The following is a 19,047-nucleotide window of genomic DNA, read 5'->3' on the forward strand; positions in this document are numbered from 1 at the left end:
GCGACTGTTTCGGTATCACGCCCCACCGAGACCAGGTCATCCGGCAAATAGGCATGGTCGACCCGCTGCACTTCCTGCTCGATAATCGGACCTTCGTCCAGATCACCAGTGACAAAATGTGCCGTGGCCCCGATCAGTTTGACGCCACGTTCAAAAGCCTGGTGATAAGGCTTGGCCCCTTTAAAGCCAGGCAGGAATGAATGGTGAATATTGATGGCGCGTCCTGCCAGCTGGCGGCACAGGTTGTCTGACAGGATCTGCATATAGCGCGCCAGAATCACCAGTTCGGTACCGGTTTCATCCACAATTTTTAGCAGTTCCTGTTCCTGCTGTGCTTTGGTCTCTTTGGTGACCGGCAGATAGATAAAGCGCAGGCCTTCACGTTCTGCAATGGGACGTAAATCCAGATGGTTGGACACCACTGCAGTAATCTGGAAATCCAGTTCGCCTTTATGATGGCGATACAGCAGGTTGAGGAAACAGTGATCAAATTTGCTGACCAGGATCATGACTTTCATCGGTGCGCTGCAGTCATAGAAGGTGGCCTGCATCGCGAACTGCTGTTCGACTTCGGCAAAGCTGGCTTTCAGGCTGTCAATATCGCCACTGGCGTCATTGAAACGGAAGACAATACGGGTAAAGAAATAGCCGGTGGTCTCGTCATCATACTGTGCCATTTCACTGATATAGCAGCCGTTCTGGGCAAGGCAGCCGCTGATGGCGGCAACGATGCCGGATGCAGCCGGGCAACGGATTTTTAGAATATATTGGGCTGGAGCGTTCTGGGGCATAGGGGTGCTTCCTATAAATTCTCAATCTTTAAAATGAGTTTCTATGCGATGTTTAATTTTCTCTTTAGGAAAATTATTTTCTCTGTGAGAATTTATATAGGATTTTTTTTCAGCCGTCTACGACTTTAGGAAAGTTTTTTTATTTTTAGGAAAGTTTTTTAAATTATTGATTTTTATTAAGATGTGCAAAAGCACCAGCAGGAAATTAATCTCCTGCTGGCTAGATTTGGCTTAACATAAAACCTCTACCCGATGAAACTGCTTCAGCTGTAACAATGCCTGAAAAGGCTGGGCAGACTCCATCAAATGATTCATCTGTTCATGAAACTGCTGAACCAGACCCTGATTGCATCGAATCAGCCAGCCTTTAATATACTTTTTGTTCATATTCAGCATATACACCTCACAGGTGGTCGGTGTTAATAGGCGAATTTTCTTAATCACAAAGTGTTCCGGATAGCTCATCGCATTCTCCTTTTACAAAGTTCAATTGATAAAAAGCAAATACCGCGCCAAGTTTGCCAATAACCGATTTGGCCTGTTTGATGCCGGCTAAATCCGGTATTTATTCCTGATATGAATATTTTATGCATTAAAACTGCGCATCTGCTTGATGGCCTGCACCAAATTGCAGATCAGGAGGGCTCGGATAATTTCATCAATAGCAGTCCAGCCGTAATCAGAACGGCGGCTAAAATACGCATCAAGGTGGCCTGCTCGCCCAAGATCAGGATGCCCAGCAAAAATGCCCCGACCACACCTATGCCCGACCAAATGGTATAAGCCGTGCCTAGGGGCAGCGTACGCATGGCATAGCTCAACAGCAGAAAGCTTAAAATTACAAAAACCACTGTTATGAGGGTGGGGACCGGCTTGCTAAAACCGGCTGAAAGCTTCATGGAATAGGCCCAGATAATCTCAAAAATACCGGCCAGAACTAAAACTATCCATGCCATCTGTATTGACTCCCTGAATTGAGTTTTATGCCGGATCAGCTCAGCGTGCGGCTGATTTTAATACTGCGATGGCTGGCCCATTTTACCTATACCTCTAAAGGCATACTCATAAAAAGTAGCTGAATTTAAACAAGAAATATGGACAACGGCGTGTGTTTTTATATAAATTTTTACAAGAAATTAAATTTACTCTTAAGAATATCCATCTTGAGCACCTGAGTTTTGACTGCCTTAAATACCGGAGCAAATCGACCATGACGCAGCACACTTCAGCCCAATATATTCTAAAAATCCGTTGCCCGGCTGCATCCGGCATCGTTGCCGCCATCAGCGGCTGCCTTGCCCAGAACGGCTGCTATATCAGTGAAATGGCACAGTATGATGACGAGACCACCGGCTATTTCTTTACCCGTATTGTCTTCCGTTTCAATGACGCCAGTGGCGATATTGACAGCCTGAAAGCCAGCTTTGCCGAAGTCGAACAGCAGTTCGCGATGCAGGCCACCTTCTATGACTGCAGCGCACCGATGAAAGTCATGATCCTGGTCAGCAAATTTGATCACTGTTTCCTCAACCTGCTGTATCGCCATCATAAAGGCGAACTGGATTTCCAGATTACTGCAGTGGTGTCCAACCATCTGGATTTACGTCCCATTGCAGAACGTGAAGGCCTGCGCTTTATCTATCTGCCGGTCACCAAAGAGACCAAAGCACAGCAGGAACAGGAACTGCTGAAAATTGTGGATGAAACCGGTACCGAACTGGTGATTCTGGCGCGCTATATGCAGATCCTGTCAGACAACCTGTGCCGCCAGCTGGCAGGACGCGCCATCAATATTCACCATTCATTCCTGCCTGGCTTTAAAGGGGCCAAGCCTTATCACCAGGCTTTTGAACGTGGCGTCAAACTGATCGGGGCCACGGCACATTTTGTCACTGGTGATCTGGACGAAGGTCCGATTATCGAGCAGGAAGTGCAGCGGGTCGACCATGCCTATTTGCCGGATGACCTGGTCTCGGTGGGGCGTGATACCGAAACAGTCGCACTGTCCAAAGCGGTGAAATACTTTGTTGAACACCGCGTATTCCTTAATGATGACCGTACGGTGGTATTTAAATAAGGCCTTAGTGAAAGCTAAGCGCATCACCAGCGCAGCTGTACGGCCACTCAGCTGGAAAAACCAGACTGGCCGTACAGCTGTATCGATTGCTATTGATATGATTTTAAAATGAAAAATGGCATCATTCTTGCAAAATAACTCTTGTTCAAGAATGAAAATGAATACAATAAAATTAAGAGGTACTGTATGAAACTAATCACCGCCATTATCAAACCATTCAAATTGGACGATGTCCGTGAAGAGCTCAACAAACACAGCATTCATGGTATGACCGTGACCGAAGTCAAAGGCGTAGGCCGTCAAAAAGGCCATACTGAAATGTACCGCGGCGCCGAATACAGGGTCGATTTTTTGCCGAAAGTGAAATTGGAAGTGGCCGTCCGGAGCGATCAGGTCGAATCAGCGATTGAAATTATCAGCAAATTTGCCGCTACGGGCAAAATTGGTGACGGTAAAATTTTTGTCAGCGCACTGGAACAAGTGGTACGTATCCGCACAGGTGAAACTGGTATGGATGCCATTTAACATTGTGCTTCACCTCATCCCCCAACCCTTTGGTTTGATCACCCTCGCAAAAGTTAAACACTGAATTACCCGGCAAGTGGGGTTTGGGGATACCTAAGACTGAACTCAACGCTTTTATTGCCAGCCGGGTACAATTCTGACTATCCCTCTGAAAGCCTGTTGCAGCGTTTCTGCCCTTGTTCAAGGATTCTAAAATACCTTCTACGACTATGACCTATGCCGCTATTCTCGAGATGTGTTGCAACTTGCTACATGTCTACATCGCAGGTCATGTCCATGCGCGTCATTCAAATAAAAGGGAATAGGAAAACGGCTTCCCATCAGTTTAAAGCAGGCTCAGCTCCAGACTCATCGGCTGCTCAAACGAGTCAAATAGAACACCTAAAAAATCCTGCAGTTAGCAGGATTTTTTAGGCTGAGTGGATTGCTGGCTACTTAGCCTTTTGCGGTACGTTTTAATTTCTCGGGATCATCAAATGGCAAGGTATGCGCGATTGCATTTACCTCCAGGCTGCCTTTGACCTGCAGGGCTTTACCCTGCTCTGCATAAGGCACATCCAGACGTGCGATGGCCACGGTTTTACCGGTCAGCGGCGAATGCATACCGCAGGTAATGACCCCCACTTGCTGATTGCCGTCCCATAAGGTATCTCCCATTGCAGGCACCTGATCGCCTTCCAGCAATACACCGAAGATTTTAAAGCGTTCTTTGCCTTTTAAACGGCGATGCTCATAGCAGCCGCGGAATTCGCCTTTATGCGGTGAAACCGTGAAATCCAGGCCGAGTTCCCACAAGGTGTCGCCGCAGACATCATTCTCGAAGGGGAAATATTCTGAATTGTCATACGGAAAGAAGAGTAAATAACTTTCTGTACGCAGCCAGTCCAGCGTGGTAAATGAACAGGGAATAATGCCATATTCAGCGCCGGTACTGAGAATGGTTTCCCAGATCATCGGTGCATCGGCCGCCTTACAGAAAATTTCATAGCCGCGTTCGCCAGTATAGCCGGTACGTGAAATCATGACAGGCGCACCAAACAGTTTGGTTTGCAGATGGTGAAAATAGGGCAAATCACGAATGCCCGCGACATGTTGAGCTAAATAGTCCACGGCCAATGGCCCTTGCAGCGATAAATCATGCAGGTCATCATCAAACAGTACCGCAACCTGACGCCCAGCAGCCGAACGGATCAGCATTTCATAGCCAATGCCTGTGCCATGCACCACCATAAAGGCATTTGGCCCGGTACGGTAAATCACGCAGTCATCCACAAATTTTCCTTGCTCATTCAGCATGGTCGCGTACACAGATTTGCCGGGATACAATTTGGAAATGTCACGGGTGGTTGCATATTCCAGCAGGCTTTCCGCATGCGGGCCGACATAATGGACTTTTTTCAGGCCCGAAACATCCATCAAGCCGGCTTTGGTGCGGATGGCCGTGTAGTGATCTGCAATATCCGAATCATAGGTCCATGCCGTTCCCATGCCGTTCCAGTCTTCTAATTTTGAGCCGAGCTGACGGTGGTAGGCTGCCAATGCAGAAATGCGCCAAGAGTTTGCCATACAGGTCTTCCTTATTGAATATTTTAAAATGTGCTGATTACTTAATTTTTGAAACTGAGCTGTTATTCATCTACGTCATCGAACTGGCTGAGCCATTGCACCAGCGGTTCACGATATTCACTGATGCCCTTGTATTCTGCGATCGGCTCAGGCAAATCGCGGATTACGCGGTATAGCCGCTTGGCCCATGCCGGGTTGCGGGTCAAATCATTCAGGCTAATCAGATAAGTGCGGATGCTGAACAGTAGTGCATTGCTGCGCGCCAGACGCGGCATCGTTTGCAGCTCCACCCGCAAATGCACCAGTTCACCGGCATTTTCCGCAGTGACCAGACCGCGTTCATGTCCCCATAAATGATAGGTTTCCGAGGAAGTATCCATACGCGGATTGATGGTCATGGTCCAATTCAGACGCCGATAGGGCTGGCCAACCTGAATGTTGAGCAGGAATTTGAGTGCGCGCTCAAATACCCCCAGGTTATGTGCCAGTTTTGGTACAGGGGCGTGCCATTGCTTAAAACTCATGCCGGCATCAAAATTCAGTGACCAGTCTGCAGGGCCGGTGATCATGCCGGTATCCATAAACAGATCGCCATCACGCTGATCCAGCAAGGCAACATCGCCCTGGAACTGACGGCTGATAAATTCGAACGGCTCCATCGGCAAGCTGTCTGCCTGACCAAAAATAAAATGAACATCGATATTTAAGGGCAGGTTGACCCAGTGCCAGTTCAGGCCATCGCGCTCCAGCTGGAAATGTTCAGGGTAATCTTCCGCATAACGCAGCATGACCATTTCCAAAAAGTCCCAGCTGGCTTGACGCATGTGTGGCATGATAATGCAACGCTTCGGGTCCTGTTGCAGGGTTAAACGGCGCTCGTTCATTTCCGTTACATAATGCTCATCCACATCGAACCAATGCTCAAAAATGCTATCCGGCCTTGAAACAACAGGCTCAATATTCACCGAATACATATACTGGTCTTCGGGAAATGGAAAAGGAAAACGGGCAATCGCCTTTGCACTGTTATGGTAGTGAAACTGATCATGCATATTTTCATTGGGGTTAAATTTAACCGTCATCGTAATCTCCCAAAGCTATAGGTCTAAATGCAGGCAATGGCCTTGTTTGGCACGCGAAACGCAAGGCATCAACTGCGCCGAGCGCTCCTGCACCGTTAAATAATGATCCAGATGTTCCACCTCACCTTGGCTGTATGAGGTAGCACATTGACCGCATACACCACCGCGGCAGAGATTGGGCACCTCAATTCCTTCTTGTTCCAGTGCTTCCAGCAGGCTGAAATCGCCGGGCACATGAATACGGCGCTGGCTTTTACTGAGCACGGCATCAAATGCGACTCCTGGTGCAGGCGAAGAAAAAGCTTCCCAATGCACACGTTTTTTTGACCAGCCCAGCATTTGCGCACAGTCAACAACAGCATGAATCAGGCGCTCTGGCCCGCAAATATAGACATGGCTGCCGAGAGACTGCTGGCTCAGCAATGCGTCTATGTCTAAACGGCGCTGGGTTTTTTCCGAATAAATATGTACCTGGTCATGAAACAGCTGCATCAGCATATCTTCATAGGCATTGCTGATGCCGTCACGACAGGCATAGTGCAGTTCAAAACTGTGTCCGGCATGCAGCAGGTATTTCATATGCGACAGGAACGGGGTAATGCCGATGCCGCCGGCAATAAATACATGGTGCTGGGCCTGAGAATTGAGTGAAAATAAATTCAGCGGCGCAGAAATATTTAGGGTATCACCCACCTGAATGTTTTCATGCAGGTATTGCGAACCGCCACGCGAGTTCTCCTGCAAGCGCACCGCAATTTGATATTGGTGCTGCTCATACGGGGCATTCAGCAATGAATAGGCATTGCGGATGATGCGGCCTTCAACTGGCAACTGTACAATCACATGACTGCCGGAGGAAAACGGCTGCAAGGGGGCATCTAAAGCGGCCAAGGTAAATTCGCGAATCATCGGGGTAACTTGATGAATTCGGGTTACATGGACAGGAACGGTTGGGTTCATACGCTGAGTGCTCCCATAGGTTGATGCGCATTGGCACAGACTCCCATATAGGCGCCAAGGCGTTCAGAAAAATGACTGCGGATCAGCAGTTCGACCTGACACTGTTCACAGCGACAGAGTTCGTCTTTAACGGTGTGCTGGGTATGACCGCAGTGCACGCAGTAGACTTTTTTACGCGGGTTTTGCAGGCTGGAGCTATCCGCAATCAAGCTGATTTCTTCATCTAGGCAGCCCGTACCCACCAGGCACTGTTGCACTGTCCAAACAAAGGATTCATCACCGCAGACCACGGTACGCACGCCGGCCTTTTCCTGCTGCAGTACTGTCTCTAGTTCATGCAGCAGGCCAGCCAGGGCTGGATCTTGTTGACTGTCCAGCATCAGCTGCACCGTTTGCGGATGCTGTTTGCTCATTTCGGTTAATTGCCGAGTCATTGCCGATGCTGCATGCTGCAACACCAGCACATACTTTGGTGCATTCCAGTGCAGCATTTCTACAGTTTGATATCTGGGGGTACTGTGCATGGCTTCCATCATTTGAGAAACCTCATATAAGAACTACATAATCAGATATTTAAAGGTTTTTACGCCGCCTGGCCATTCCCTCTAAATCATACCCACTAAGGGGTAAAGCACGGTATGCAGGAGAGATTTTTAAGCTAATACGGAAATAAAAAAAGCAGCTGGAAACCAGCTGCTGCAGAAGAAACGGGCACAAGGTTGTTACTATGTGTTATCGGTCTGCCCGACAATGTTGCGAGTCAAGCATTGACCGTGCTAACCTGCCTTTTGCTGTAGGTCTGCCTCGGTCTGTAAATAGGCCTCCAAGGAGTCATCCAGGGCATCAATCCAGGGCGTATGATGCGGCGTTGCCATCGTCCCGGTCATCAATGAACGGTAGGTATTGTCACGAAAGGCCATAATGTTTTCTTGCTTGTGTTTTTTCCATTGCAAAAAGGTCAGCCGCACCGCTTCAATATCAAAGCTTGGATAATCGGTCTGATCAATCAGGCGCATAATATAGTCGCCTTGAAATTTGAACATGGCTGCTGCATCCTGCAGGGTTTTTTCTTCCTCATGCCAGGCTTGGGTGTCGGCCTGCATCTCGGCAAAACTCGGCAAGGCAATTTTACCCAGCATCACATCGCGCGCATACCAGGCCTGTGCATCAAACATATTGAAGGAATACCATTGATCCTGCATGCCTAAATAAAATAGCTGCGGATTGGCTTCCCAGACCACACCCTGATACAGGTGCAGCGGATAGAGAATGTTATCGGTTTTTAGACGCAGGCTTTCCGACATGAAAGGGAAACTGTGCAAATAGCCGGTACATAAAATAATGGCATCAATCTCGGCCGAACTGCCATCGGCAAAATAGGCATGGGTCTGATCAACCCGCAGCAGTTGCGGACGCTCTGACCAATTTTCTGGCCAGTGATAGCCCATCGGTGAACTGCGGTAACAGCTGATAATCTGCTTCGCACCATATTTATAGCATTGTGAACCGATATCTTCAGCAGAATAGCTGCTGCCGACCAGCAGTACATTTTTACCTTTAAATTCCAGTGCATCGCGGAAGTCATGGGCATGTAAAATCCGTCCGCCAAAACTGCCGAAACCTTCATATTCAGGAATTTTGGGGGTAGAAAAATGGCCTGAAGCCACCACCACAAAATCAAAAGTCTCGGTATACATCTCGTCGGTAACATGGTTATGCACCGTCACTGAAAACTGCTTGCTGTCCGGGTGAAACTCGACATGGCGCACCGCGCTGTTGAAGCGGACATATTTGCGGACATCGGCTTTTTCTACCCGGCCTTTGATATACCCCCACAGCACGGCACGTGGCGGATAAGAACCAATCGGCCGGCCAAAATGCTCATCAAAGGTATAGTCTGCAAATTCCAGACATTCTTTCGGGCCATTCGACCACAGGTAACGGTACATGCTGCTATGCACCGGTTCACCATGTTTATCCAGGCCAGTATGCCAGGTATAATTCCATTGACCACCCCAGTCGGCCTGCTTTTCAAAGCATACCATTTCCGGAATTTCGATGCCCTTGCTTTGCGCAGATTGAAAAGCGCGCAGTTGCGCCATCCCGCTTGGCCCTGCCCCAATAATTGCAACTCGTTTCATGGTGAATCTCCATGTGATCTGTTTTAAACAAAACTGCCGTGATGCCATTACCTTAGACAGACCTAGATTATTTCGAAATTCCTCAGATGGGGTATGCACAAGGGGATACTGACCTGGGGGCATGCCCTCAGTTTTGGATAAATACAGCGCCTTCCAGACCCAGCACCATGTCACTTTGCGAATATAGGCCCTGCCCGATTTCCTGTACCCGCTGTATGCTGTTCTGGGCAGTAATAATGCGGTAGTGCAAATGAAATACGCGGTGATGCTGCACAGCCAACTGGATACTGTCCCAGACATGCTGCTGGTCATCGGGATGAATCAGCTGTCCATAGCGCGGCGTATTGATCAGCAGCTCACTGTGATAACCGGTTATCTGCTGACAGCCGCTGCTGACATAGTCCATGGTCCAGTTCCAGTCATTGCGTGAGCGGTACAGCATGATTGGCAGGCGCGACAGCAAATCATGCAGACTGCGCTGCTGTGCATCCTGCAGTTCTTGCTGCCGGATTTTTTGCGTCTGCTCCGTGCCTAAAATGCACCATCCCCGTAACTGGTTTTTTCCGACACCGGCACAGATCGGCTGCAGCGACAGATCAAACCACACCAAGGGCTGTTCCGGGATTAACAGGCGCAGTGCCAGCTTGCACGGCCGTCCGTCCATGAGAGCACATTGGAAGGTCAAACTATCTTCGGAATACAGCCAGTAGCTCAAGGGTAAGTGCTGTGCTGCGGCATCCGGTGGCAGCTGTAGCAAGTTGTGCCAGGTACGGTTGCTACGCTGAATCGTGCCATGGCTATCCAGCAACAGCGCAATATCGGCAAACTGGTCAAACAGTTCAGGCCAATCCTGATTCAAGTCCATATTCAGCTCATCTTTGCTGGAGGGCAGCGCTATTTTCGACATATCAGCATTACTCGCACGGTGAACCTTAAACGGAAGACGAGGGATAAATATCAAAATCTGCAGTGTTAAGCTGCTGATGCACCCACACGGAAAGCTCCAGCCGTGAATGCACATTCAGTTTGCGTAGCAGACTTTTCACATAGACTTTTACCGTACCGTCACTGATGCCTAATTCGCGGGCAATCAGTTTATTGTTCAATCCTTTGGCGATCAGCTTTAATGTTTCCTGCTCCCGCTGCGTCATTTCCGACAGCAGTTTGCGCTGCAATCGCACCTGTTCAGAGGTTTTATGCAAGGCAGCGGCTAAGGGTGCCGTCTGCTGCCGGACTTGCTGGGCCAGCAAAGCCACCCCATCAGCATGTAATACGGTCCTGCCCTGCATGACTTGATGCAGTTGCAGCAAAATATCTTCCGGCAAGGTATCTTTGGGCAAAAAGCCATTGGCACCCAGACGAATGGCATCCAATACAATGCTTTCCTCCAGGCTGGCAGTTAAAATAATCACTTTAAGATCGACATTGCGTTCCCGGATGCATTTTAGTACCTCAATGCCGCTCATCTGCGGCATCTGTACATCCAGCAGCAGCAATTCAATGTTCGCGGTGTCCAGTGCTGACAGAAATGCTGATCCGCAGCTGTATTCCTGCTGTACATCAAAATGCTCGGACTGGCGGATAATATCCGCCACACCGCGCCTGAACAGCGCATGGTCATCTACAATACTGACTGCAATTTTATTCATCTCACTTCCCTCCAGTGCTCAGGTCTAATATCAGTTCAACGCAGGTGCCGCAGGGCCGATTCGGGCGGATACTGAGCACAGCACCAATCCGTTCGGCTCGTTCCTGCATAATTTCCAGTCCGAAACTGTCCGGCCGTTTCCACCCTGCCTGTATGCCGCGGCCATTATCTGCAATCTGAATGTGCAGCTGCTGAGTGAAATTGCGCTTTACAGAAATGACGGCTGTACTGGCGTGAGCATGACGCACAACATTGCTCAGGCTTTCACGGATGATATAAAGCAACTGTACCGACTGTCTGGCACTGACTTTCAGCTGTGGGACACGGTTATCCAGTTCAAAAGCCACACTGGACTGATGTTCAAATTCGGCAATAATTTTTTTCAGCGCAGTGAAAAAATCCAGTTCCTGATAGGTTAAGCGTGAGGCGGTAATTAATTCACGCACCTGCTGGTAAGCATAATGGGTATAAGCCGCCAGCTCCTCGGTCTGTTCCAGCAACGGTGCATAGCCAGGCTGCTGTTTACATTGCTGGTTCAGCTGCGCGGATTTCAACCTTAAGAATCCAATAATTTGCGCAATGCTGTCATGTAAGTCAGCCGAAAAATCACGCCGCTCCTGCTGCAATATGGTTTGTATGCGCTCCTGCTGTAGCGCGCGTTCCTGAAAGCCCGATTGCAAAGCCTGATCCAGCTGCTGCAGTAGCTCCGCTTCAACCGGCTGGGCTGCCGAATAGTTTAAATAGACCCGCCAGACTGCAAAATTCTGTCCGGTAAACAGCGGGAGGCAATCATGCTGCCCCAGCAGCAGCGGCACATCCTGCTGCATCACCGCTACAGAACGCGGTAGCAGCTGCTCTTGGAGTAGACGTACCTCAGACTGCGCCAGCGGTTGCGCCAAGGCATGAAAAATGAAACATTCCTGAGTGAAGGGATAGCACATCACCAGACAATATTCCGGCAAGTCCGGCACAGGAAAATGCTGTTTCAGCCATTGCAGAAAAAGTGGCAATTCGGCCTTGGTATCCTGAATCTGCATCAGCTTTAATTTGGCCTGCAGATAAAACAGCGTCAATTCACGCTGGCGAAGCAGCCGTTGGGTCTGATCTAAATCACCTGCCTGGTTTATGGCCCGCTCTGTCTCTATTTTGCCGTCATTCATCACTTCACTCGCAAGATGCGCCATGCTGCTGAATTATTCTTTACAGTTAAATTATTTGAGCAGGAATCATGCCAACATCCAGCACTACCCTATTCAGGGTATACCTCTGGAGAAATTGCTGTGCCAACAGAATATGTGTGAAATGAAGAGCATCAGAACCAGCGGGACGCTTTGGGCTCATCTATGGGAACGCTTACTTCAGCTTTAGCCACTGCAGTGACAGATGAATATATTCATCTGCAGCAGCCAATCCATGAACTGTATTTGCGCGCAGATGCACAGTGCATGCACATTTTTGACCTGGATGCGGGTGATCGCATTCAATTTGACTTACCTAAACAACAGAGTATTGATCTACTGATTTTCAATACAGAACAGCAGCTTAAGCCAGAATTGATACAGGCACTACAGGCCGAATCCCACCTGGTGGCCAATGGTGCTCGGGCTACACATGCGCAGTTAAATCAGGCCAGCGCCTCTAGCCAGCGCCTGAAACAGCAGTTAGCACAACATGTTATACAGCCTGACTGGCTAGAGCAGGCGCTGACCTTGAACAGCCCTGGAAAGAACATTTTTCAGGCATCGGCGGCAATTCAAGTCATCGTGCTGAATACCGGCCTGGACATGAATGTACAGCAGCAGTACTGCATAGATGAAGTGCCAGTGACGCTATTTAAAGCCCAGCCCGTACATTATTATTTGCCGCAGCCTTTAGCCAAACCGGTGCAGGAAATTCTGATACCGCGCGCTTCAGCACGGACGTATAGCGTTAAAGCAGGACAATGGATTCAAATTATCGACTTGTCGGGCAAGCAGTGTTCCGATTTTTTGGCCTTTGATGCCCAGGCTTTGGCCCAGGGCCAAGAACTGGGTCTGGATGCCATGGCCACCCGGACCATTTTGGGGCATGCCACCCCGGCTCCCGGGCTGCACTCTAAGTTTTTTGCTTCAGATCTGCAAGCACTGGCCGAAGTGGTTCAAGACACCGTGGGCCGGCACGATATGTTCCTGAGTGCCTGCAGTCCGAAGTTCTATAACGATTCCGGCTACTTTGGCCATATTTCCTGCACCGATAATTTTAACCAGGTTCTGCAGCCTTTTGGCATCCAAAGCCGCAATGCATGGCCTGCCATTAACCTGTTTTACAACACCTTTGTTGAACCTTGCGGTGCAATCAGCATGGCAGAACCGTGGTCCAGACCGGGAGATTATGTCCTGCTGCGTGCCCACCGTGATCTGCTCTGTGCATCATCTGCCTGCCCTGACGATATTGATCCTTCCAATGGCTGGGTACCAACGGATATTCTGGTCCGGATTTATGATCAGGATCAGCATTTCCCCCGATCCCAGCATTATCGAATTGACCCCGAGGAACTGCCGCGCATGACCCAAGCATCAGGATTTTTTCCGCGCATCCAAGCGCTTACTTCAAAAATCAGTGAATACCACGGCTATTGGATTGCCAATGAATACGATGGCTGGGGTGCCAAAGCAGAATATCTGGCCTGCCGTGAAAGGGTCGCCATGATCGATTTAAGCGCGCTGCGCAAATTTGAAATTACCGGCCCGGATGCAGAAGCATTTATGCAGTATGCCTTGACCCGCAATATCCGCAGACTGGCGGTGGGTGAAATTGCCTACTCGGCCTCCTGTCTGGAAACCGGCGGCATGGTGGATGACGGCACGATTTTCCGCATGGATGAAAACTGTTTCCGCTGGATTTGCGGTGATGAATATTCAGGAACCTGGCTGAAACAGCTGGCACAACAGCATGGCTATAAAGTCAGCATTCGCAATTCATCCCAGCATATTCACAATATTGCAGTGCAAGGTCCATACAGCCGTGCGCTGTTGCAGCAACTGATCTGGACGCCTGAACATCAGCCAAGCGTAGAAAAATTAGCATGGTTCCACTTTACCCTCGGCAAGCTGGGCGGTACAGACGGTATTCCGGTCATGGTATCACGCACCGGTTACACCGGTGAGCTGGGCTTTGAAGTCTGGTGTCATCCTAGCCATGCTGAACAGCTTTGGGATGCCGTTTGGCAGGAAGGTCAACAATATGAGATTGCTCCGCTCGGTTTTGATGCCCTGGATTTATTGCGCATAGAAGCCGGGCTAATCTTTGCACAGCATGAATTTTCAGCCGAAACCAATCCCTATGAAGCCGGAATTGGCTTCACGGTACCGATGAAAACCAAGGAAGAAGATTTTATCGGCAAACAGGCCATGAAAAATCAGACGCCGGAAAGCCGGCATAAACTCATGGGCTTGGTGCTGGAGGGCAATGAAGCCGTCCAGCATGGCGACCTGGTCTATGTCGGACGTTTTCCTGTGGGTGTGGTGACCAGTGCAGCCAACTCCCCTTTGCTTCAGCAACAGATTGCCCTGTGCCGCCTTACACCGCAGTATGCCCTAACAGACACCACTGTCGAAGTTGGACAACTGGATGGTCTTAAAAAACGCCTGAAAGCCAAAGTGGTGGAGTTACCTTTTTATGATCCGCAAAGGTTAAGAGTAAAAAGCTGATTATCCAGCCCATCATTTTTGCCTAGCCCTTGGCTGCTCTGTAAACCTGAGCCGCGCTGCATTTTTCTAGAGGGTGCGGTGCTTTAACCCTGAGTTTTTACCTGGCTATGGAAGGATCATACCAATATTTTAAAGGTGAAATCCCGGGTGGTGATAACTGCAAGCTCCCACTCGGGTCACTCGTGTGCCTTATTCAGTAAACTGATACCCTCCAGCCAGCTTCGGAATATTCAGTTGATGAGTTAGAGAAAATAGCAATACATGTTCAGGATCGAGAAAGATGTGTAGATACCTGTGTCTTTAGGTTAAGCAGAATGTCAATTTCTAATTTATTTACTGCAAGTTGTTTACATAGCAAAAGTAGAGAAAGGATGAGCCAACAATCGCTATATGTCTGATCAAATTGTAGAAATTCTTCCATATTTTAGTTTTTACGTTATTTTTTAACTGCACGTTTAAAAGCTTTCAATACTTGCTCTCTGGCGCTTGCCGCCCATTAAGCCAGATCATAGTTCAGGCTAGCTCCTTCCCCATCTATCTAAGCCAGCTGATTTTTGTTTCCACGTTTTTTTAACCAGGGGCTAAACACACCAGATGATGGCTTGCACAACGTTCCCGCTTCTAAAGCCTTTTTTCTATGTAAAAGGTGGCATTCTGCGTAATTTAAGCATCAGTTTCTTTTAGCTTAGGCTATTTTCAGCAGTCCAGTGAATGAAAACAATAATTTTGGCACCCATTTTGCTTAACCAGTATTACGTTTTATAAAAATTGGGCTTTGTTGCATAAAGATTTTGTAAGCTTCTGATTTAAATAGGTTTGTATGAATTTCAGCCTAAAAATCAAATGAACAAAATCAGTTGGTTATGTATTTATGCAACAAAGCCCACCAGAAATATTCGTAACGTACATCAAAATGTTAAGGATTATTTGGAGATTATTTTTAATAAACTTCAGTTACCATTTACCTTCAAAACTTATAAATTATTACGTAACTATGCCAATTTCAACTGGATGCAACTCCCGAACGTTGACATTGATCCTGCACTCTCACAATGTCTGATTGAAAACACTGCAACATGTGGATTATCAGAGACTGAATTTGAACGATTTCTTCAACCAAAATTCAAATATCAGCAGGATCCTATTAATGATGTCGATATAGAAAAATCGCCTTCTATACTGAAGCAGTCCTACTCTGATGATACTCAACAGGCCTTAGACAATGTCATCAAAATTCATAAAGATCTTTTAAAGCTTATTCGTACTGCACAAACCGATAAAGGTATTGATATATTAATTATCGAATATTGTATTGAAAATGCCGAAAAATTTAATGAATATAGCAAACGTATGGTCTTATGGCTTATTAGTCTTTATAAACCTGCTCCGGAAAAAATCCTGCCTATCGCTGAAATTTTTAAATTTTGCGTGATTCAATTTGAAAAGGCATTTCAGGAAAATCAACGTTTAACTGATAGCTCGATCTACACCTACTACACCCGGATTGCTGAACCTTGGTTGACTCATTCATTACAATATCTCGATGCAGAAGATGAACTGAATACGACTCTGAATAAAATCTACGAACAAATCATTACGAATACTCGACTAGCAGCTGAAGCAAATCAACCTGATTTCAAAAAATCAAAAGGTCAAACGATCAGGATGTTGAAACGCTTCCATGTATTCCAACAAAAAGTCTTCAATGCAGAGTCATTTGACTTAGAATTCATCGCTACTCAAAGCAGACCTAGAGCCCGCATCATAGGCCCTTTAACTTATAAGGCTTTCATGCACAAGTTGGATGCACTATTCACAAGTGCTTGTATCCATAAACACCATTATAAGACATTGAAAATTATTTATATTTTAGCTTACAGAACAGGTATGCGCATTAATGAAATACTCGGATTGCGTGTACGAGATATTGAGGGTTTAACCAATATATCAGTATGGATTCAACCGTACGGTTCTAAAAAACAAGGGAATCTACATGAACTCAAAACAGATAGTGCTGAACGAAAAGTACCTGTACATTGTTTATTAAAAACTGATGAATATCAGCTATTCCATAGTCATGTAATCGAGCAACGCCTACTCAAACAAAAAAACTTATCTGTACTAGCTCAAACCTGATCTGACAGTTACCCATTTTTTATTGTGTCTGTCAGGTTAAATTTGAGCTAAATTCTTCTCAGCCCAAATCCGTTTTCCATCAAGTAAAGTTTCAAATGGTGTGCGACCACAACACATTTTTCCTTGATGAGTTCGTTCAGTATTATAGAATTTCAGCCAATCGTCTAGATCAACTTGTAATTCATCCAATGAGCTATAAAGCTTCTTCCTAAACGTAATTTGATAGAACTCCTGTAATATTGTTTTATGGAAGCGTTCACAGATCCCATTTGTCTGTGGTGATGCAGCTTTTGTCTTCGTGTGATCAATATCATTCACTGCTAGATATAACTCATAATCGTGTTGTTCCACCTTACCGCAATACTCAGTGCCTCTATCTGTAAGAATGCGAAGCATTGGTAAATTCTGAGATTGATAGAAATGTAATACACGGTCATTCAGCAAATCCGCTGCGGTAATCGGTGTTTTAGTTGTGTAGAGCTTGCAATGAACAACCTTGCTATAAGTATCAATAAATGTTTGTTGGTAGATCCGTCCAACACCTTTGAGATTCCCAACATAAAAGGTGTCTTGTGCTCCTAGATAACCAGGATGAGCTGTTTCTATTTCACCACAAGCAACGTCATCCTCATGCTTGCGTTCAAGCGCTGCTATCTGATGATCATTTAACTCAATTCCTTCTTGAGCCACTTTCACTTCAAGGGCTTTTAATCGCTTTTTAAAGTTTTCTAAATCATGACGAAGCCATATAGAGCGAACCCCACTCCCTGAAACGAATACACCCTTCTTGCGTAATTCATTACTAGTACGGTGCTGACCATATGCGGGATATTGAATTGCGAAATCAATAACAGCCTGTTCAGTAGTATCATCTACACGGTTTTTTAAATTTGGTACTCGACGGGACTTATTAATCAGTGTGAACCGTACCGGGTTTGTCGGAGACTTTTTTATTTAAGTTAGGCCACCTGACCTAACGGGTTAATCTTATCATAGTACATTGCTTCAAACTCAAAAGGTGGCACATAACCTAGTGCACTATGTACACGCTCTTTATTGAACCAATCTACCCAATTTAATGTCGCAAGTTGTACATCCGCTAAACCTTGCCAATCTGCTTTTAAATATTCAATCACCTCTGTTTTGTATAAGCCATTCACTGTTTCAGCCAAAGCATTATCGTATGAATCACCGGTCGTACCGACTGATGCTCGTAAATTTGCTGCTTCTAAACGATTGGTATAGCGAATGGAAAGATATTGAACCCCTCTGTCACTATGGTGAATCACATTCTTTGGCATGTCTCGAGCATGTAACGCTTGCTCAAGTGCATCGAGCACCATATCTGTATTCATCCGTGTCGATACTTTCCATCCAACAATTGCTCGTGAGAAGACATCAATAATAAATGCAGTATAAACCCAGCCTGAATTTGTTTGAATATACGTGAAGTCAGCGACCCATAGCTGGTCAGGATGATCAGCACTAAAATTGCGTTTCACCAAGTCATCTGCTCGTTTTTGATCCTCTCGGCTACGGGTAGTTTGTTTATTCTTACCACGCCAAACACCTTGTATACCTAGTTTTTGCATCAATCGAGCAACTGTACAGCGAGCAATAACATAGCCTTCACGTTTCAATTTTTGCCAAACTTTACGCACACCATATCGACCTGAACTTTCCTTCCAAATTCGTTTAATTTGTTCAGCATGATGCAAGTCATGTAGATCTCGCTTTGCTCGATGTTCTGGGTTTTCAACGAAATCTAGTGTTCGATAATAGGTAGAAGCCGCGATCGGTAAAATCCTGCAAATCGCCTCAACACCATATAACGCCTTATTGTTATGGATGAAATCTACCATTATTTGTGTGGGCGGTCGAGCTCCGCCTGGGCGAAAAAAGCGGCTGCTTTACGTAGAATTTCGTTAGCACGTTGCAGTTCTTTATTTTCACGTTCGAGTTGTTTAATACGTTCTTGATCTGAAAGTTGCTGTACTTTAATTGGGTTTTGTTTATCTAAATATTTTTGATACCAAACACGTAGAGTTTCAGGAGTACAACCTATCTTGGGAGCAATAGCGGTGATCGCAGCCCAATTCGATGGATAATCTTTCTCGGATTCAATCAATAATTGAACCGCTCTTTCTCTGATTTCAGGGGTATATTTTACTTTTTTCATCGGGACATTCTCTCAGAAAGCTTGGTCTCCGACAAACCCGGTACGGTTCAGTGCGTCAATATCACCAGACTTCACTAATTCCTGATAGCGATAAAATGTATCTCTTGAAACCCCCATCACTTTGCATGCTCTGGATACATTCTGAAGCTCTTCAGCTAAATTAAGCAGACCTACTTTGTGTTTAATGATTTGATTGTTAGTATGCAACATAAGAAAGTTACCTTTGTTTGATTAAGATTTCGACACCTTTATC

General features: G+C 46.6%; 15 protein-coding genes, 3 pseudogenes and 1 other annotated feature. Of the genes and pseudogenes, 4 read left to right on the forward strand and 14 right to left on the reverse strand.

Annotated features, from left to right (window positions below):
- The 3 genes from purU (F972_RS00495) to F972_RS00505 all read right to left on the reverse strand — a co-directional run.
- Positions 1-791, reverse strand: a 791-nt coding sequence (gene purU / locus F972_RS00495) for a formyltetrahydrofolate deformylase (protein ID WP_004763065.1), incomplete at its 3' end; no start/stop codon positions are given.
- Between the two features lie 231 nt (positions 792-1,022).
- Positions 1,023-1,256: a hypothetical protein gene (locus F972_RS00500; protein ID WP_004763067.1), complete on the reverse strand. Its 234-nt coding sequence runs from the start codon at positions 1,254-1,256 to the stop codon at positions 1,023-1,025.
- A gap of 170 nt (positions 1,257-1,426) precedes the next feature.
- Positions 1,427-1,747, reverse strand: a complete 321-nt coding sequence (locus F972_RS00505) for a DMT family transporter (RefSeq protein WP_004763069.1) — start codon at positions 1,745-1,747, stop codon at positions 1,427-1,429.
- 254 nt (positions 1,748-2,001) lie between these two features.
- On the opposite strand from F972_RS00505, the gene purU (F972_RS00510) reads away from it, so the two are divergent.
- Positions 2,002-2,868, forward strand: coding sequence for a formyltetrahydrofolate deformylase (gene purU / locus F972_RS00510; RefSeq protein ID WP_004704301.1), 867 nt, complete (start codon positions 2,002-2,004; stop codon positions 2,866-2,868).
- Positions 2,869-3,054: 186 nt separating this feature from the next.
- Complete coding sequence (locus F972_RS00515; RefSeq protein WP_004763071.1) at positions 3,055-3,393, forward strand: P-II family nitrogen regulator; 339 nt, start codon at positions 3,055-3,057, stop codon at positions 3,391-3,393.
- Between the two features lie 435 nt (positions 3,394-3,828).
- Here F972_RS00515 and F972_RS00520 read toward each other — a convergent pair whose 3' ends face one another.
- The 8 genes from F972_RS00520 to F972_RS00555 form a co-directional block, all read right to left on the reverse strand.
- Positions 3,829-4,959, reverse strand: coding sequence for an aminomethyl transferase family protein (locus F972_RS00520; protein ID WP_004763073.1), 1,131 nt, complete (start codon positions 4,957-4,959; stop codon positions 3,829-3,831).
- A gap of 62 nt (positions 4,960-5,021) precedes the next feature.
- A complete protein-coding gene (locus tag F972_RS00525) occupies positions 5,022-6,041 on the reverse strand; it encodes a heme-dependent oxidative N-demethylase family protein (RefSeq protein WP_004763074.1) in 1,020 nt (339 codons plus the stop codon).
- 15 nt (positions 6,042-6,056) lie between these two features.
- Positions 6,057-7,001 (reverse strand): PDR/VanB family oxidoreductase, encoded by a 945-nt coding sequence (locus F972_RS00530; RefSeq protein ID WP_004763075.1) that lies wholly within the window; start codon positions 6,999-7,001, stop codon positions 6,057-6,059.
- Positions 6,998-7,537: a dimethylamine monooxygenase subunit DmmA family protein gene (locus F972_RS00535; RefSeq protein ID WP_004763077.1), complete on the reverse strand. Its 540-nt coding sequence runs from the start codon at positions 7,535-7,537 to the stop codon at positions 6,998-7,000. The genes F972_RS00530 and F972_RS00535 overlap by 4 nt, the downstream gene beginning before the upstream one ends.
- A 240-nt stretch (positions 7,538-7,777) precedes the next feature.
- The gene (locus F972_RS00540) at positions 7,778-9,142 is read right to left on the reverse strand and encodes an NAD(P)-binding domain-containing protein (protein WP_004763079.1); all 1,365 of its coding nucleotides are present in this window, start codon (positions 9,140-9,142) and stop codon (positions 7,778-7,780) included.
- A gap of 127 nt (positions 9,143-9,269) precedes the next feature.
- Positions 9,270-10,049 carry a PAS domain-containing protein gene (locus tag F972_RS00545; protein ID WP_004763081.1) on the reverse strand — a complete coding sequence of 260 codons (780 nt, stop codon included), beginning with the start codon at positions 10,047-10,049 and terminating at the stop codon, positions 9,270-9,272.
- Between the two features lie 25 nt (positions 10,050-10,074).
- Positions 10,075-10,791, reverse strand: a complete 717-nt coding sequence (locus tag F972_RS00550) for a response regulator (protein ID WP_004763082.1) — start codon at positions 10,789-10,791, stop codon at positions 10,075-10,077.
- 1 nt (position 10,792) lies between these two features.
- On the reverse strand, positions 10,793-11,974 hold the full coding sequence (locus F972_RS00555; RefSeq protein WP_004763084.1) for a sensor histidine kinase: 1,182 nt from the start codon (positions 11,972-11,974) through the stop codon (positions 10,793-10,795).
- A 159-nt stretch (positions 11,975-12,133) separates the two neighbouring features.
- On the opposite strand from F972_RS00555, the gene F972_RS00560 reads away from it, so the two are divergent.
- Positions 12,134-14,479, forward strand: coding sequence for a DUF1989 domain-containing protein (locus F972_RS00560; RefSeq protein WP_004763086.1), 2,346 nt, complete (start codon positions 12,134-12,136; stop codon positions 14,477-14,479).
- Between the two features lie 885 nt (positions 14,480-15,364).
- A pseudogene (locus F972_RS00565) lies at positions 15,365-16,594 on the forward strand (site-specific integrase); the annotation flags it as partial.
- Positions 16,595-16,651: 57 nt separating this feature from the next.
- Here the strand turns inward: F972_RS00565 and F972_RS00570 are convergent.
- The 3 genes and pseudogenes from F972_RS00570 to F972_RS00585 form a co-directional block, all read right to left on the reverse strand.
- Positions 16,652-17,533: pseudogene (locus tag F972_RS00570) on the reverse strand (IS481 family transposase); the annotation flags it as partial.
- A gap of 41 nt (positions 17,534-17,574) precedes the next feature.
- Positions 17,575-18,794 (reverse strand): IS3 family transposase gene (locus F972_RS00575; RefSeq protein WP_155756555.1). Its coding sequence is split into 2 segments (ribosomal slippage): positions 17,575-18,518 and positions 18,518-18,794, totalling 1,221 coding nucleotides; the frame shifts between segments, so codons are not numbered across the junction.
- Positions 18,403-18,519, reverse strand: a sequence feature (AL1L pseudoknot). It overlaps the preceding gene by 117 nt.
- A 48-nt stretch (positions 18,795-18,842) precedes the next feature.
- Positions 18,843-19,004 (reverse strand): annotated as a pseudogene (locus tag F972_RS00585) (helix-turn-helix domain-containing protein); the annotation flags it as partial.
- Positions 19,005-19,047 lie beyond the last annotated feature (43 nt).

This window comes from Acinetobacter sp. CIP 102529 (assembly GCF_000368325.1).
GTDB lineage: Bacteria > Pseudomonadota > Gammaproteobacteria > Pseudomonadales > Moraxellaceae > Acinetobacter > Acinetobacter parvus.